The 16,082-nt window shown below is 62.9% G+C and carries 16 protein-coding genes; 7 read left to right on the forward strand and 9 right to left on the reverse strand.

Annotated elements, in window-relative coordinates; genetic code table 11:
• The coding region (locus CH273_RS10840) for an alcohol dehydrogenase catalytic domain-containing protein (RefSeq protein ID WP_179275451.1) at positions 1-454 on the reverse strand (454 nt) is incomplete at its 3' end.
• A gap of 272 nt (positions 455-726) precedes the next feature.
• Between CH273_RS10840 and araB the strand changes: the two genes are divergently transcribed.
• The 3 genes from araB to araA are packed head-to-tail and all read left to right on the forward strand — an operon-like array spanning position 727 to position 4,596.
• The gene (araB, locus tag CH273_RS10845) at positions 727-2,400 is read left to right on the forward strand and encodes a ribulokinase (protein WP_032394819.1); all 1,674 of its coding nucleotides are present in this window, start codon (positions 727-729) and stop codon (positions 2,398-2,400) included.
• Entirely contained in the window at positions 2,397-3,074 is a 678-nt protein-coding gene (locus CH273_RS10850) for an L-ribulose-5-phosphate 4-epimerase (protein ID WP_032394820.1), read from the forward strand. Before araB ends, CH273_RS10850 begins: the two co-directional genes overlap by 4 nt.
• A gap of 37 nt (positions 3,075-3,111) precedes the next feature.
• Entirely contained in the window at positions 3,112-4,596 is a 1,485-nt protein-coding gene (gene araA, locus CH273_RS10855) for an L-arabinose isomerase (protein ID WP_032394821.1), read from the forward strand.
• A 68-nt stretch (positions 4,597-4,664) separates the two neighbouring features.
• Here the strand turns inward: araA and CH273_RS10860 are convergent, their stop codons facing one another.
• Together CH273_RS10860 and CH273_RS10865 are read right to left on the reverse strand one after the other, a co-directional pair.
• On the reverse strand, positions 4,665-5,654 hold the full coding sequence (locus tag CH273_RS10860) for a C-terminal binding protein (protein WP_032394822.1): 990 nt from the start codon (positions 5,652-5,654) through the stop codon (positions 4,665-4,667).
• A gap of 30 nt (positions 5,655-5,684) precedes the next feature.
• Complete coding sequence (locus CH273_RS10865; RefSeq protein ID WP_032394823.1) at positions 5,685-6,551, reverse strand: isocitrate lyase/PEP mutase family protein; 867 nt, start codon at positions 6,549-6,551, stop codon at positions 5,685-5,687.
• Between the two features lie 201 nt (positions 6,552-6,752).
• Between CH273_RS10865 and CH273_RS10870 the strand changes: the two genes are divergently transcribed.
• Together CH273_RS10870 and shiA are read left to right on the forward strand one after the other, a co-directional pair.
• A complete protein-coding gene (locus CH273_RS10870; protein ID WP_032394824.1) occupies positions 6,753-7,475 on the forward strand; it encodes a GntR family transcriptional regulator in 723 nt (240 codons plus the stop codon).
• 145 nt (positions 7,476-7,620) lie between these two features.
• Positions 7,621-9,012 carry a shikimate transporter gene (shiA, locus tag CH273_RS10875; RefSeq protein WP_082322417.1) on the forward strand — a complete coding sequence of 464 codons (1,392 nt, stop codon included), beginning with the start codon at positions 7,621-7,623 and terminating at the stop codon, positions 9,010-9,012.
• A 71-nt stretch (positions 9,013-9,083) separates the two neighbouring features.
• Here the strand turns inward: shiA and CH273_RS10880 are convergent, their stop codons facing one another.
• The 5 genes from CH273_RS10880 to CH273_RS10900 all read right to left on the reverse strand — a co-directional run bounded on the left by CH273_RS10880 (position 9,084) and on the right by CH273_RS10900 (position 14,373).
• On the reverse strand, positions 9,084-10,022 hold the full coding sequence (locus CH273_RS10880; protein WP_032394905.1) for a TAXI family TRAP transporter solute-binding subunit: 939 nt from the start codon (positions 10,020-10,022) through the stop codon (positions 9,084-9,086).
• Between the two features lie 25 nt (positions 10,023-10,047).
• On the reverse strand, positions 10,048-11,412 hold the full coding sequence (locus CH273_RS10885; RefSeq protein WP_032394906.1) for an MFS transporter: 1,365 nt from the start codon (positions 11,410-11,412) through the stop codon (positions 10,048-10,050).
• Positions 11,413-11,536: 124 nt separating this feature from the next.
• The gene (locus CH273_RS10890; protein ID WP_230596699.1) at positions 11,537-12,937 is read right to left on the reverse strand and encodes a sensor histidine kinase; all 1,401 of its coding nucleotides are present in this window, start codon (positions 12,935-12,937) and stop codon (positions 11,537-11,539) included.
• Position 12,938: 1 nt separating this feature from the next.
• Positions 12,939-13,598 (reverse strand): response regulator transcription factor, encoded by a 660-nt coding sequence (locus CH273_RS10895; RefSeq protein ID WP_032394825.1) that lies wholly within the window; start codon positions 13,596-13,598, stop codon positions 12,939-12,941.
• 127 nt (positions 13,599-13,725) lie between these two features.
• Positions 13,726-14,373, reverse strand: coding sequence for a hypothetical protein (locus CH273_RS10900; RefSeq protein ID WP_032394826.1), 648 nt, complete (start codon positions 14,371-14,373; stop codon positions 13,726-13,728).
• Positions 14,374-14,490: 117 nt separating this feature from the next.
• Between CH273_RS10900 and CH273_RS27640 the strand changes: the two genes are divergently transcribed.
• Together CH273_RS27640 and CH273_RS10905 are read left to right on the forward strand one after the other, a co-directional pair.
• Positions 14,491-14,646 (forward strand): hypothetical protein, encoded by a 156-nt coding sequence (locus CH273_RS27640; RefSeq protein WP_176459362.1) that lies wholly within the window; start codon positions 14,491-14,493, stop codon positions 14,644-14,646.
• A gap of 27 nt (positions 14,647-14,673) precedes the next feature.
• A complete protein-coding gene (locus tag CH273_RS10905; protein ID WP_032394827.1) occupies positions 14,674-15,432 on the forward strand; it encodes a hypothetical protein in 759 nt (252 codons plus the stop codon).
• Between the two features lie 209 nt (positions 15,433-15,641).
• Here CH273_RS10905 and CH273_RS10915 read toward each other — a convergent pair whose 3' ends face one another.
• Complete coding sequence (locus CH273_RS10915) at positions 15,642-16,049, reverse strand: DoxX family protein (RefSeq protein ID WP_032394829.1); 408 nt, start codon at positions 16,047-16,049, stop codon at positions 15,642-15,644.
• Positions 16,050-16,082 lie beyond the last annotated feature (33 nt).

Raw genomic sequence — 16,082 nt, forward strand, 5'->3', positions numbered from 1 at the left:
GTGCCATGACGTATTCGGCCTGGCCGCCCACCCACCCGCCCATGTCGACGTAGCCGAAGGCCGAGCCAGGTCGATCGGGGTTGACGTTGAGACAGATTCCGGTCTTGCGCTCCTTGCAGTTTCGACAGCGCCCGCAGGCGATGTTGAACGGAACCGAGCAGATGTCCCCCACCTTCAGGAACTCGACGTCGCGTCCGACCTCGACGATTTCGCCGGTGATCTCGTGGCCGAGCACCAGCCCCTCGGGCGCGGTCGTGCGCCCACGAACCATGTGCTGGTCACTGCCGCAGATGTTGGTCGAGACGACCTTCAGAATCACTCCGTGCTCGCACTTGCGTCCGACGTTGGCCGGATTCACGCCGGGGCCGTCGGTCAACTCCAGGCCCGGAAAAGCGATGTCCTGCACCTCTACCTTGCCCGGTCCTGCGTACGTCACTGCTCTGTTGTCTGCCATGAGTTCTCCTCTTCGGTGAGTGAGTTGCGCGACCGGCGGGCCGAGATCATCGAACTGATCGCGCATGTGGCCCGCATCACACCAGTATGCACAGGCGCGCATGCGAGCGCTGCGAGTAACTCCGATCCGGACATAGGCGGCAAGGACCACCCGAGACGAACGCATCGTGTCGGATCCGCCCACTTCGCGATGCAGGCACTTGACTCGACACGATGTTAGCGCTCACACTGTGTTGCACACGTCACAGTCGGTGACCCACGAAGGAGATCTGAATGCCGGTTGACCGATACACGGTTGGGGTCGACTTCGGCACCCTGTCCGGACGCGCCGTCGTCGTTCGGGTGTCCGACGGCACCGAAATCGCCTCGGCAGTACATGATTACCGACACGCAGTGCTCGAGGAGACGCTGCCCGACGGCACGGTCCGATTGCCCGACGCATGGGCCCTGCAGGTACCGGACGACTATCGAGACGTCCTTCGTCGGGCGGTACCCGCCGCGCTGGCCGCTGCGGGCATCGAGGCCGAGCAGGTGGTCGGCATCGCAACCGACTTCACCGCGTGCACCATGGTGCCCACCTACGCCGACGGCACTCCGCTGTGCGAAGATCCGCGCTTCGCCGATCGACCGCACTCGTACGTGAAATTGTGGAAACACCATGCGGCACAGGGGCAGGCGGACCGCATCAACGAACTCGCCGCGCGTCGCGGCGAGAGTTGGCTGCCTCGTTACGGCGGACTGATCTCCTCGGAATGGGAGTTCGCCAAGGCACTGCAGATTCACGAGGAAGATTCCGAGATCTACGACGCGATGGACCGATGGGTCGAAGCTGCCGATTGGATCGTGTGGCAACTGTGCGGACACTACGTACGCAACGCCTGTACCGCCGGTTACAAGGGCATCTATCAGGACGGGCACTACCCGTCCGTGGACTTCCTCACCGAACTGGCACCGGGCTTCGGTTCCTTCGTCGCCGACAAGCTCGATCAGCCTTTGGGCGAGTTGGGTTCTCGTGCAGGTACGTTGACCGCCGAGGCTGCGCGATGGACCGGACTTCCCGAGGGCATAGCCGTCGCCGTCGGCAACGTCGATGCGCACGTGACGGCACCCGCGGCCGGAGCGGTGGAACCGGGCCGAATGGTCGCCATCATGGGGACCTCGACCTGCCACGTGATGAGCTCGACCGTCCTGAAGGAAGTTCCCGGCATGTGCGGGGTTGTGGACGGCGGAATCGTCGCCGGATCGTTCGGCTACGAGGCAGGCCAGAGCGGCGTAGGCGACATTTTCGGATGGTTCACGCGCACATCGGTTCCCGCGGCGTACAGCGAGGCGGCTGCTGCGGCAGGTGAGTCGGTACACGAGCACCTGACCCGCCTGGCGCAGGCGCAGGACGTGGGCGAGCACGGACTCGTCGCGCTCGATTGGCACAGCGGGAACCGGTCGGTTCTGGTCGATCACGAGCTCTCCGGCCTGGTCGTCGGGACCACGCTGGCCACGCGTCCCGAGGACACCTACCGTGCGCTGCTCGAAGCAACGGCATTCGGAACCCGCGTCATCGTGGAAACCTTCCGCAACAGTGGCGTCCCGGTCGAGGAGTTCGTCGTCGCCGGCGGGTTGGCACGCAACGCGCTGCTCATGCAGATCTACGCCGATGTGCTGCGAATGCCGTTGTCGGTCATCGCCTCCGCACAGGGACCTGCTCTGGGATCTGCCATCCACGCGGCGGTGGCGGCCGGGTGCTACCCGGACGTGCCCGTCGCCTCGAAGTCGATGGGCAAGGTACACCGGGCCGCTTTCGTGCCCGACGAATCGCGATCGAAAGCCTACGACTCCCTGTTCGAGATCTATCTGGAATTGCACGACCGGTTCGGCCGGGACGTGCCGACCATGCGCCGTCTGCGAGCACTGCGACGTGACGCGCTGACCCGAAGGGTGGATGCCCGATGACCGTCGTCGACGACGTGCGCGAGGCCATCGAGCAGATCCGCCGCGACGTCTGCACCCTGCACGCCGAATTGGTGCGGTACGGACTGGTCGTGTGGACGGCAGGCAACGTCTCGGCGCGGGTTCCGGGCCGGGATCTGATGGTCATCAAACCCAGTGGCGTTTCGTACGACGATCTCACGCCCGGCAACATGGTGGTGTGCGATCTGTACGGCAAGGTGGTCGAGGGTGACCATGCGCCGTCATCGGACACCGAAGCGCAGGCCTACGTCTACCGACACCTCGAACACATCGGCGGTGTGGTGCACACACATTCGCCGTACGCGGTTGCGTGGGCGGCCCGAGGAGAACCGATTCCCGTGGTCACCACGATGTGCGCGGACGAGTTCGGCGGAGACATCCCGGTCGGACCCTTCGCCACGATCGGCGACGACTCGATCGGACGCGGCATCGTCGACACCCTCGCGGACAGTCGATCTCCCGCCGTGCTGATGCAGAACCACGGTGTGTTCGCGGTGGGACCCACCGCTCGATCGGCGGTGAAGGCGGCTGTCATGTGCGAGGACGTCGCGCGATCGGTACATCTGTCCTACCAACTGGGACAGCCACTTCGCATTCCGAGCGCATCGGTCGACGCGCTCTACGACCGCTATCAGAACGTCTACGGCCAGCGCTGACCGGCGCGCCGAATCTTCTCTCCACGGAGGTACTCCCATGTCCGAAGTATGGTTTCTCACCGGTAGTCAAAGCCTCTACGGGCCCGAGACCCTCGAACAAGTAGCAGCCCAGTCTCGCGAGATCGCGGACAAACTCGATGCGGCACTTCCTGTCTCGGTGGTCTGGAAGCCGGTTCTGCTCGACGCGTCGTCCATCCTTCGCACCATGCGCGAGGCCAATGGTGCCGACGAATGCGTGGGCGTGGTGACGTGGATGCACACCTTCTCCCCCGCCAAGATGTGGATCGCCGGCCTCGATGCGTTGGACGTTCCGCTGCTGCACCTGCATACGCAGGCGGGAATGTCGTTGCCCTGGTCCACGATCGACATGGAGTTCATGAACCTCAATCAGGCCGCCCACGGTGATCGCGAGTTCGGGCACGTCGAGTCCCGGGTGGGGGTTCTGCGCACGATCGTGGCGGGCCACGTCGACAATCCCGCGGTTGTGGAGCGTGCGGAGCAGTGGGTGCGAGCGGCCCTCGGCCGAGCGGAGCTGAGGTCATTGCGCCTGGCACGTTTCGGCGACAACATGCGCGACGTCGCAGTGACGGAAGGCGACAAGGTCGAAGCGCAGTTGCGATTCGGAGTCTCCGTCAACACCTACGGCGTCAACGATCTGGTCGAGGTGGTGGACGGAGTGAGCGACTCGGCGATCTCGGACCTGATCGACGAATACCGCTCGTCCTACGACATCGCACCGAGTCTCGACAAGGGCGGTGACCGTCACGAATCCCTCCGCTACGGTGCCCGTGTCGAAGCCGGGCTGCGGCAGTTCCTGACCGACGGGGGATTCAGGGCCTTCACCACCAACTTCGAGGATCTCGGCGGACTTCGTCAGTTGCCCGGGCTCGCAGTGCAGCGCCTCATGGCCGACGGATACGGCTTCGGCGGCGAGGGTGACTGGAAGACCTCGATGTTGTTGCGCGGCATGAAGGTGATGGCCGAGGGACTCGACGGTGGAACGTCGTTCATGGAGGACTACACCTACAACCTCGTTCCCGGTGCGGAGAAGATCCTCGGCGCACACATGCTCGAGGTGTGCCCGTCGATCACCGCGTCGCGGCCCACCCTGGAGATCCATCCACTGTCCATCGGTGGCCGCGAAGACCCGGTGCGACTGCGATTCACCGCCGATCCAGGACCCGGCGTAGTCGTCGGACTCTCGGATGTCGGTGAACGATTCAGATTGACAGCCAACGTGATCGACGTCGTCGAGCCCGAACAGGCGCTGCCGAAACTACCCGTGGCGTGCGCTGTGTGGGAACCGCAGCCCTCACTCGCGGTGTCGGCGGAATCCTGGCTGACGGCCGGTGCGCCCCACCACACGGTTCTGAGCACCGCCATCGGTCTGCCTGTGCTGGAGGCATTCTCGGACATGATCGGCGTCGAACTGCTCACCATCGATGCGGGCACCACCACGCGTGGATTCCAACAGACACTGCGATGGAACGCGGCCTACCACCGACTCGCGGCGAGACTGTAGGAACACTGCGCCCGTTGGGTACCGGTGAGCCGCCCACGCGGCTTGCCGGTGCCCGACGCTTCAACAGCTCAGCCCGTGACCCGGTCCAAGTGTCGCGGTTCGACCTCGGTATTGACCAAATACACTGGGCGTCCGTTCGTCAATGCTTCGAGCGCATTGCGTGCAGTCTTGGTGCGAATCTCTACCTCCGACTCTTCGGAATACCACGCGCAATGTGGGGACAGAACAGTGTTGTCCAACGATCCGAATTCGTGATTCGCGGGAAGCGGCTCGTGTGAGAACACGTCGAGTCCTGCACCCGCAATCGATCCTGTCCGCAGAACATCGGCCAATGCGTCCTCGTCCACGATGCCTCCACGAGAGGTGTTCACCAGAAAGGCAGAAGGCTTCATCGATTCCAGCTCAGGCCTCCCGATGAGGCCGCGCGTGGATTCGGTCAGTGGGGCATGTACGGAGACCACATCCGACAGCCGCATCAAATCGGCCAGATCCACCGGTCGAACCCCCAATTCCTCCGCCTGCTCAGCCGTCAAGTATGGATCGTAAGCGATGGGTTCCATACCAAAGGCCCGCATCTTCGCAGCGAGCCGCTGTGGAATGTTCCCGAACCCGATCAAGCCCAACAATGCACCTCGCAATCTGTGCAACGGTGCCGCGGCCTGATAGTTCCACTGCCCCGATCGAAGAGCACGGTCATATTTCCCCAGCCCCCGCGACAGCGACAGGATCAGTGCCGCAGCGTGATCGGATACATCGTCGAGCGACCCGTCCGGCACGTTCGCGACCATGATTCCGAATGCTGTCGCCGACGGCACGTCGATGGTGTTCACCCCGATTCCGTATCTGCAGATCACTCGGCACCTGCGCAGGCGCGCGATGAACTGGTAATCGATGATCGTGTACTGGTTGATGATGGCGTCGGCATCTTCGCACGCAGCGATCAGATCGTCTCGGGACGCGAACGGACCGGAAACCAGATCGATCTCGTAGCCCTCGAGCACCTCCGATTCTGGCACCAGGTCGGGAAACTCGTAATCGGTGACGACAATCTTCAGCATTGCATGACTCCTCGTTGTGATCCGGACGGCTCAGAGAGCGCCGAATTCGTTGTCGAGCTTCTGGTGGTATTGCAGTCCGACGATGTCGGAATACTCTGCGTACGTGATCGCGTCGTCGCCGGAGCTGATCCGGCCAGTTCGATTCAAGTCCGACAACGACTTTCGCATCGCCGTGGCCGCCGAGAAGAGTGCAGTGAGGGCATAGAAAACCACCGAGAACCCGCGCTCCTCCAGCTCGGATGCAGACAGGGTTGCCGCCTCGGTGCCGTCGACCAGAGAGACCACCTTGGGTCCGGCGAGATTCTCGGCCACATAATCGACGTCGTACCGCGTCTTCACCCCATCCACGAAGACCAGGTCAGCACCGGCATCTCGGTATCGTTTCGCTCTGGCGATCGCATCTTCGTGGCCAGTGGCTGCAAGCGCGTCTGTCCGTGCGATCACCAGAAGAGATCCGCCCTTGCGGGCCGCCACCGCCGCTTCGATGCGCCGGCTACTTTCTTCCATCGACATGAGACGAATTCCCGCCATCTGACCACACCGCTTCGGCGCGATCTGGTCTTCGAGGTGGATGGCAGCGACACCAGCTTGGATGAATTCCTGCACGGTCCGGTCGATGTTGGACGGACCTCCGTAGCCGGTATCGGCATCAGCGATGACTGGGATAGACGTGCTGCGAACCATGTTTCGCGCATGTTCGGTCATCTCGGTCTGCGTGAGCAAGCCGATGTCGGGCATCCCGAGCCGGGACGCCGTCGCACCGAACCCTGTCATGTAGACCGCAGGGAACCCGGCGCTCTCGACAAGTCGCGCCGAAAACGAGTCGAACGCGCCCGGGGCCCGCACAATGGAGGAACCGGGCGAAATCAGGGTCTCGAGTGTTTCGGCTGCATGCACGAAGGTGCTCCTGGTGTGATCGGCGGTGAACTGGTCGCGAACCGCGGGAGAGGTGGAGATCGAGAAGAAGGATCAAATCCTCCGCAACTAGGATCCTAGATTCAAGCAATTTGGAATGCAACCTTTGCATGCTGCAACCCGACCGTCCTGACGTACATGCCGGTAGAGTCGAGACCGTAAGCAGCGAAAACGGGAGATTTCATGGCACGTACCGTGCGCCCACAGGCCCCGTCACTGGCGTCGTCGGTGGCCGACACACTGAGAGCGTCCATCATCGACGGCAACTTCGAGTTGGGCGAGGCCCTGTCCGAAGACGCAGTGGCCGAAGCACTGGGCGTCAGCCGAACTCCGGTCCGTGAAGCAATGAGACTGCTACAACTCCAAGGCCTGGTCACGGTAGTGCCGAAATCCGGAACGTACGTGTTCCAACCGACCGAGGACGAAATCGCCGAGCTGTGCGAGTTTCGCGCCACACTCGAAGTCCGCGCCGCGTCGCTGGCCTTCGAGCGCAATCGCACGGCCACCCTCGCCGACCTCCGTTCCGCCATCGAGGACATGGACGAGGCGCGCCCCTCCCGGGACTCGCAGCGCTACGGGAAAGCCGATACATGCTTTCACGAGGCATTCTTCGAAAACTGCGGAAATCGGTACCTGCAGAACGCATATCGCATGAACCTCACACGGGTAGCTGCGCTCCGCACCCACCTCACGTTTCTCTCACCCACCGAACCCGAGCGGTCGTTCTCCGAGCACGAACACATGGCCAGAATTTTCGACTCGGGTAACGCCGGAGATCTCGAACCGCTACTCGAAGTACACATCATGCGCACCCGGGAGATGTACCTGGTCGCACTTGCGCAGCGAACACGCGCACAGACGGGCTCCCGCGCAGATCGCATGCGACACAAACTCCAAGCGCTCTGAAAGAGGCCCTTGCGAGCTGACGTGCCCCGTGTCACACTCATCTAGTATCCCAGTTGCGGGATCCATGTTGTGGAGTGAAGAGCCTCCATGCCTCATGCAGCCTGAACGCACGGCGTTCGTTCACGAATAGGACCCCAGGACCACCATGACCGAAATAGCGTTCACACCCGAACAGGAACGGCAGGCCCGCAAAGCCGCGTTCGGCAGTTTCGCGGGTGCCGTCATCGATTGGTACGACTTCATCCTTTACGGCCTGATCGCGGCGCTGGTTTTCAACACGGCATTTTTCCCCGACGTGAGCCCCGCAATCGGAACCCTGGCCGCATTCGCCACGTTCGGGGTGGGGTTCTTCTTCCGTCCGCTCGGCGGGATCGTCTTCGGCCACTTCGGAGATCGACTGGGTCGCAAACGGATGCTGGTGATCACCATGCTCGTCATGGGACTGGCATCGACTGGGATAGGCCTGTTACCGACCTTCGACTCCATCGGATGGTGGGCCCCGGCCTTGCTCGTCGTGCTACGTGCAATTCAGGGATTCGCCGTCGGCGGTGAGTGGGGCGGGGCGGCTTTGATGGCGGTCGAAAGCGCGCCCCCGAAAAAGAAGGCGTTCTACAGCAGCGGCGTACAGGTCGGATACTCGGTCGGATTACTTATCGCAACTGGTTCGGTAGCCATTCTCAGTGCGACGCTGAGCGACGACGACTTCAACCAATGGGGCTGGCGAATCCCATTCATCGCCAGCATCGTCCTCGTAGGAATAGGCCTGTGGATCCGCTCCAGCGTCAACGAGACAGCGGAGTTCACCGAGAAGGTCGAGAATTCGGATGTCAAGAAGCAGAGGAAGATCCCCCTTCTCGAGGCACTGAAGGCGCACCCGACCGCATTCCTGAAGATCATCGGACTACGCTTTGCCGAGCTGTTCATCGGCTACATCGTCACCGCCTTCGCGTTGAGCTACGCCACCAATCACACCGAGATCAGCCGCGGCTTCATGCTGGACATCATCCTCGTGGTCGGTGCGCTTGGAATCGTCACGATTCCGACGTTTGCTTACCTGTCGGATCGCTACGGCCGCAAGAGGATCTATGTTTTCGGCTCCATTGTCGGCGCAGTCTGTGCGGCTCCGTTCTTCATGGCAATGGACAACAATTCTCTGGTCGGTACCGCGATCCTCGCCGTAGTCCTCTTCAATATCGGGCACGATTCGGTCGTCAGCGCGCAGCAGCCACTGTTCACCGAGATGTTCGGTGCCGAATACCGTTACAGCGGTGCCGGAGTCGGCTACCAGGTTGCCAGTGCCATTGCAGGCGGCCTCACTCCGTTCATCGCTGCACTACTCGTCGGCTTCAACGACGGCGGCTGGTACCTGGTCGCGGCGTACCTCGGAATCGGCTGCGCCGTCTCGGCCGTCATTGCAGCCTCCATCTCTCACGGTGACGCCGATCGATCAGCGACGCTCGATGCGAGCGATCCAGAGCTGCCCGGAACCGAACCCGAAGGCCTGCATGACGATGCGATCGGCTCTCGATCGGTCTGAAGTTCGAATACGTTTGTGCTGCAACAATGTGTACAACAGATCGGGGCGACACGGTTGATGGAGACGCATCATCAACCGTGCCGTCTGCGATATTCCTGTTCGGCTCCGGGGTGGAGGGGGATGCTGCCGGTCATGACCAGCGACCGCGCATCGAGAAATTGGCTGCCGATCGCCTGGCTGGGAACCAGCCCGGACGACTGATCGAGAAGCACACCCACCAGTGCAGCGACAACGCGGTCCGGCACGTCCGGATGTGCCAGGAGAAGATTCGGAATGCCCACGGAGGTCACCTCCGGATGTTCGCCGTACACGTTTGCCGGTACCAGCACAGCCTCGTACGCGGTACCGAATTCGCGTCTGAGATCAGCGACGACGGTACCCAGATCGAGTAGACGAATCGCGGCTCGAGGCTGGGCAAATGCCGGTGTCGGCAACCCGCCCGCCCACATCACGGCGTCGACTTCGTTGGCCGTCAGAGCATCTGCCGCTGAGCTCATTGAGAGCTGAACCTCTTCGACAGCACCGTCTTCCGAAACACCCGCTGCACGGAGGACTCGCTGAGATACTTCGGTGGCACCGGATCCCGGGGCACCGATGCTCACGTTTCGTCCTCGCAGATCGTCCACGGACTCGATAGTCGAGTCTGCTCGCACGGCCACTTGGAAGTAGTTCTCGTAGACGCACCCGACTGCCGCCAGCTCTCCGCTCGGATGACTGTAAGCAGCGTCCATGAGCGTCAGTGCCAGCTCGGCCTGCCGAGAACTCAATGCCTCGAGGTTGTCGACGGAGCCGGCAGAGGTGAGCGGAACGATCTGTGCTACAGCGGTTTTCGCGACAGATTCGGAAAGCAGTCCGGCGAACTCCCAGAAGAAGCCACCGACCTCGCCTGCAGCGAGGCGCAGCTGCATCGGCGGATCCGAGGCGCAGGCACCCGCGAAAGCAGCGCTCAGTGCCAACAGACCGGCCTGCAGCGCCGTTCTACGCGAGAACGACGCTGCATGCTCGGCCATGTCAGTCACTGTAGGGCGTCACAGGTCACTGGAACGCTCGACCCTGCTCTCGGTCGAGTACGGTCTCGGACTTGTTGCGCAGTACGAAGATGTACACAAGCAGCGAGATGGCGATCACGACCGTCACGTAGAGGATGAACCAACCCACGTGCTCGCCGTTCTTCGCGGCTTGGTAGATCAGTGGTGCTGTGCCGCCGAAGGCCGAGTTGGCGAGCGCGTATCCCAAGCCGACGCCGAGTGCGCGGACGTGAGAGGGGAACAGCTCTGCTTTGACGATCGCATTGATCGAGGTGTAGCCGGTGAGGATGACGTAGCCGACGCACACCAGGGCGAGCGACTGCACCACCGACGTCGCCGTCGGCAGGTACGTGATGAGTACGTAGGTGTACAGCACGCCTCCGATACCGAAGAAGACGAGCAGCGGCTTGCGGCCCACCTTGTCGCTGATCATTCCGCCGATGGGCTGCAGCAGCATGAGGAAGACCAGGCCGGCGAGGTTGATCCAGGTACCGGTCATTCCCCGGTCCTCGTACGCGGTCTTGACCATCGAGGGTGCGTTGACGCTGTAGGTGTAGAACGCAATGGTGCCACCGGCCGTCACCATGAAGCAGATCAGCAACGCCCGCCAGTGGTTGGCGACCAACTCCTTCAAGGAACCGGAGGCTTTGTCCGCACCGCTGCGAACGGCGTCGAGTCGATCCTCGGTCAAGGATTCGTCCATGCTGCGGCGCAGCCAGAAGACCACCACTGCCGCGACTCCGCCGATGAAGAAGGCTATGCGCCAACCGAAGTCCTCGATCTGTTCGCGCTCGAGGAACACCTGCATCAGCAGCAGAGTCACCTGTGCGAGCACATGCCCACCGACGAGGGTGACGTATTGGAACGACGAGAAGAATCCCCGACGCTCGCGCGTGGCGGCCTCGGACATGTACGTCGCCGACGCACCGTACTCACCACCGGTGGCGAAGCCCTGAACCAGCCGGCACAGGATCAGGATCACGGCGGCCCATACGCCGATGCTCTCCCGTCCGGGAGTCAGCGCGATGACCAGCGAGCACGCCGCCATCATCGAGACGCTGAACGTCAGTGCAGCCCTGCGCCCGTTGCGGTCCGCGTAGCGGCCGAAGAACCACGACCCGACCGGTCGCATCAAGAACGTGACCGCAAAGATCCCGTACACGTAGATGGTGGAGTTCTTGTCGGCGGAGTCGAAGAACTGATTCTCGAAATACGTCGCGAAGACGGTGTAGACGTACACGTCGTACCACTCGACCAGATTTCCGGACGACCCCCGCAACGTGTTGAAGACGGCACGGCGGGTGGCAGCGCGAGAGGAAACGGGTGGACTCGGGGGCGTCGAACCGGTGATCGAGGTGGCCTCGTTGGCCATGGTTTGGTCCTTCCACATTCAGCGGACAATTGGGCTGCCGGTCATCGATCGGCAACCGAAGCCTCCCTACTGTGACGGCAAGCACAGCCCGGAACCAAGCCGTTTCGGATTTCCTAACACTCCCTTAGGAAACGACTTTCGGAAGTCGCAGTTCGATCCGCAGTCCCACTGGCCGACGCTCCATGACGCGAAGGGATCCGCCGGCTCGCTCGGTCAGGGCGTGGACGATCGACAGACCCAGACCGGTACCGTCGCCGTGCGAACCGGACGCTCGATAGAACCGATCGACGACCTTGCCGAGTTCGTCGGTGGGCACGCCCGGTCCGTTGTCGGACAACCACATCGTGACGTCCGCGTCACTGCTTCGATAGTCGATCTCGATGCCGGAGCCGGAGCCGGCGTACTTGGTTGCATTGCTCAGCAGAGCGTCGAGAATTCGAGTCAGGTCGTCCTCCGACATCGCAACGCGACAATCCGCATCGGCATCCGGCTCCGAGACGTGAACGGTCATTCCCGCCACGACTATCGTGCTGGACCAGAATTCGACTCGATCTGCGACAACCGCACCGAGATCGCAGCCGGGAGACCGGGTGCTCGCCGGGGTTTCGGCAGCTGCGAGAACGAGCAGACCTTCCACCACGGAGCTCAAACGATCCACCTCGAGGGTGGTCCGCCGGTGCGCATCGGTTGCCGAATCCGGCACCCGCATTCCCAGAACGTCCATCCGAATTCGCAATGCTGCCAGTGGGTTCCGGAGAGAATGGGCGGTGTCGGCCACCAATCGACGTTGCGCAGCGGTGGCGGCCTCGACGTCGTCGGCCATGGCCTCGAAGGCACTGGACAGCTCACGCACCTCCGGTGGCCCGACGTAGGGCACCGGCTCGAGTCGGTGCGACCCCTCGACCGACACCTGATCGTGGAACTTGTCGCCGAACGAATGGACTCGCGAGGACAATGCGCTCAGCGGACGAACGACCCAGCGCGACAACGCAACAGCGATCACCGCGACCGTCGCGAGGATCAGCATGGCACCGACAGCGATGACCACCCAGGCAATCGCGACGTCCCTGCGCGCAGAATCGGTGGACGCCTCTAGCACCACTGCGCCGTCCACTTGCGTTCCCCCACCGACCGGGGCGGCAATCAACACCGAGGAATCCGACCACGGCGTCAGACTCGACGGTAGGTCGCCGCGCTGATTGCGCAGCGCTCCTGCCACCGACTGCTGGACGTCGACACGCTGCACGTCCAGGCCTGATTCCGCCCGCACCCCTCCGGTGCGATCGACGACGGCAACTCCCTCGTCGTACAGACTGTGGTAGCGCTGCGCCGATTCTCGGATACGGGCTACACCGGATTCGTCTTCTCGCGAGCTGAGTTCCGCAAAGAACGATGCTGCGGCGGCCCGATTCTCGCCGAATCGTTGGGCTCGTTCGCGACCGACCAACAGCGCGAGGGGAACCGACAGAGCAAGCACGACCACGGTGGAGTAGATCATCAACACCAAAAGGACACGCCGCCGCACGTCAGGTATCCCAGCGGTAGCCGAAGCCGCGGATCGTGACGATGGCACCCGGGCGAGAAAGCTTGGAACGCAACGCCGTCATGTGTACGTCGAGCGTTCGTGAGATCGCGACGTAGGCGTCACCCCAGATGGCGTCCATCAACTGTTCCCGGCTCACTGCTTCACCGCGTCGCGTCACGAGATGAGCCAACAGGTCGAACTCCTTGGTGGTCAGCGCAACAGCGCGTCCGCCGACTTCGACGGCACGGCCGGAGAGATCGACGACGATGTCACCGAGCGTCAGCCTGTCGGCCGTGGGTTCGGTGGCCACGCTTCGACGATGCGCGGCCACCTCGAGTCTCGCGTGCAATTCACCCAATCGAGCCGGCTTGACGACGTAGTCGTCGGCACCGCCGCGCAGGGCCCGCACCACCGAGCGCTCGTCGTCTCGCGCCGTCAGCACCACCACCGGAACCGAACTCAGCGTCCTGAGCTTTCGAAGAACGTCGAGGCCATCCATGTCGGGCAGTCCGAGATCCAGCAGCACGATGTCCATCTCGTGATAGCCGAGCAGGGCGTCGGCACCGCGGCGCATGCGGACAGGCGTGTGCCCCACCTCGGTCAACGCGTCCACCAACGCATCACCGAGTCCGTCGTCGTCCTCCACCACAGCTATTCGCATCGAACTCAAGATAGGCCACTGGACGCGCGCGGACGTGACTGTTCACCATCGGGTGTCATCCGCGGGATGCCGCCGGTGAGTGACGGTAGTGAACGCACGGCTGCGGCCCGTGGGAGCACCCAGTTCGTCAGGCAGGTGTACTTGCGCGAAGTCCGGGTGCCAGAGCGATATCGATGACTTGCTCGAGCGTCAATACACCCTTGGCGTTCACATCGATTCGGGTGCCGTCGATCGCGCTCGCAACGACGCGAGTCGTGTGCGTGCTGTCCTGGATGTCGAGCACAGTTCCGTCTGATTGCGTCGACCGCTGGTCGACGAAGCCCGCGAGGCACGGACCAGCGGGCTGATCGGACAATCCGACGGTGACTGTCAGCGTGCCGGTCCGGTTGCCGACGGTGACGGTTCCGAGCGCGTCGGCCTGGCCGTCGAGCGACTGCCGTACTGCGCCCGCGTCGAAGCCGAAGGTCGGTGCGAACGGTTCGGGTTCGACGGTCGCTCCGGTGGGAAGTGCCGCGATCAGGGCATCGGTCATCGACTGTGCTTTGGAGTCGAATCTCCACGGCACTTCGGAGTTGTCGGCGTCGCCCTCGATGGCGAATGCGTAGTTCACTCGCACCGAGTCCTCGGGCTGAATGACCTCCGCGCAACCTGGAATCGTGATCGGGTCGGGCTGCGGTTCGTGCAGCAGTCCGGCAACAACCGTGCCGACAGCAACAATCCCGACGATCACTGCAACCGTCGACCATACCGAGCCCCGTGCGCCTGTCGATGTCATACGGTCCTTGTCATTTTCGGAACGTTGCGTGTCGCGGGGTGTAGTTCTGTGCTCACTGGGGCACACCCACAGTGTCCAACGTATGGCGACTCCTCGCCCCGACCCTGTGGAGACTTCATGACAATGCCGACCGACGCAAGCGATGCAGTTCCGTCCGAAGGCAGCAACGACGGCCCACGCGAGCACACCGCCGAAACGGACGCGGTCGAGGGCGCACACGTGGACGACGAGAACGTGCCACACCCTCCCGAGAACGGAAACGTGCAGAACTGAACCGCGAGTCGACGGCATGATCGGTACGTGATCACGAACCCGTCCGTCGAACAGTTCCGCAGGTTGGCGCAGTCGTCACCGTGGCGGTGGAAGACCGTCGAGTTCGAGCTCCTACCTTCTCGCCACACACTGCCGGTTCACGCATGGATTCGTCGTCCTGGAAATATGCGCGTGGAGGACGCCAAGGGCAAGGTTGTCGACAGAGTGTGCGCTGGTGTGCCGTTCGCCGACACGGTCGTGCAGTACTCGAACGGTGCATGTAGTCCGGCGGAGGGGCGTTGGCCGTCGGACACTCCACCGACGTTCGACTCCGACGGCCTCGTGTCTGCTCTACCGTCCATCACCGGTTCATGGCTCGTGGATTACGACGATCCGTTCTACGAGAACTACCAGTGGATCGCCATGCTCAACCCGATCGAACTCACCCGCTCTGCTCACGATCATTCGTCCACGGAGACGGTCACGGAACTGTCCGAGGTGAGGGCCGTCGCGCATCACGGCCGACCGGCCTGGCAGGCGACTGTAGTCACGACGAACCGATACGACGCCCGATGCGAGTGCTGTGCTCTGCTGAGCGGGCACTACGACTTCGAGGCGGACCACTGGGTCCCGGGACCACCGGAAACCGTGCGACTGGACGTCCAGACCGGCATCTGCGTCTACGTCGGCTCTCCTGGCGACGAATCGACCACAGCACCGGACCTCGACCTGACGATCATCGCCGGCGACGCTCGGATGGACGACCATCTGTTCACGGGCGGCGGCGGCGCGGGAGAAACAACCTGACCGGTGGCCGGATTCGAGCTCGAATTGCACGGCCGGCTTGCCCGAGTTCGACTCGTGGACAACGAAGTCGCGGCAAACGCGCGCGCATTCGCCAGGCGCGCGCAGGTTCGTCGACGATTCCGCGAGCATTCGGCGAACGCGCACGCGTTTGCGGCGGACAGGGAGAAGCTCGGCCACCCGAGCGAACGCGCGCGCGTTTGCGGAGAGCTCTAGGTTCGGCGCAACGGAATGATGCTGCGAACCCGCTCGTCCCGTAGGTACAGCGCTCCCCACGCTGCGATGCCCACGTAGATCGCGAAGAACACTGTGCTCAGCAGCGGCTTCTCGACGCGCCAATTGGTCAGCACCGCACCGCCGAGATAGCCGGTGAGCACGATGGCACCCAGGATCGACGTCACGGGAACTGCGTAGAGAACCAAGATGATCAGCATGACGATGCCGGTGATCGGCGCCATCTCGTCGCGCAGGCCCAGGTCGACCGACGCATCTTTCACCACCTGGAGATTCAGAATGTGGCTGATCGCGTCGAACAGAAGAAAGACGATCACGAGGATCTGTAGAACGAGGCCGATCCGCGGGGCGATCTTCCCCGGTGCCGGGGTGTGGGTGGTGGTCATGGCTGTCTCCTCGGTAGCGGTAGATGTCACGTG

The organism is Rhodococcus sp. 05-339-2, from assembly GCF_002258965.1.
In the GTDB taxonomy this organism is placed as follows: domain Bacteria; phylum Actinomycetota; class Actinomycetes; order Mycobacteriales; family Mycobacteriaceae; genus Rhodococcoides.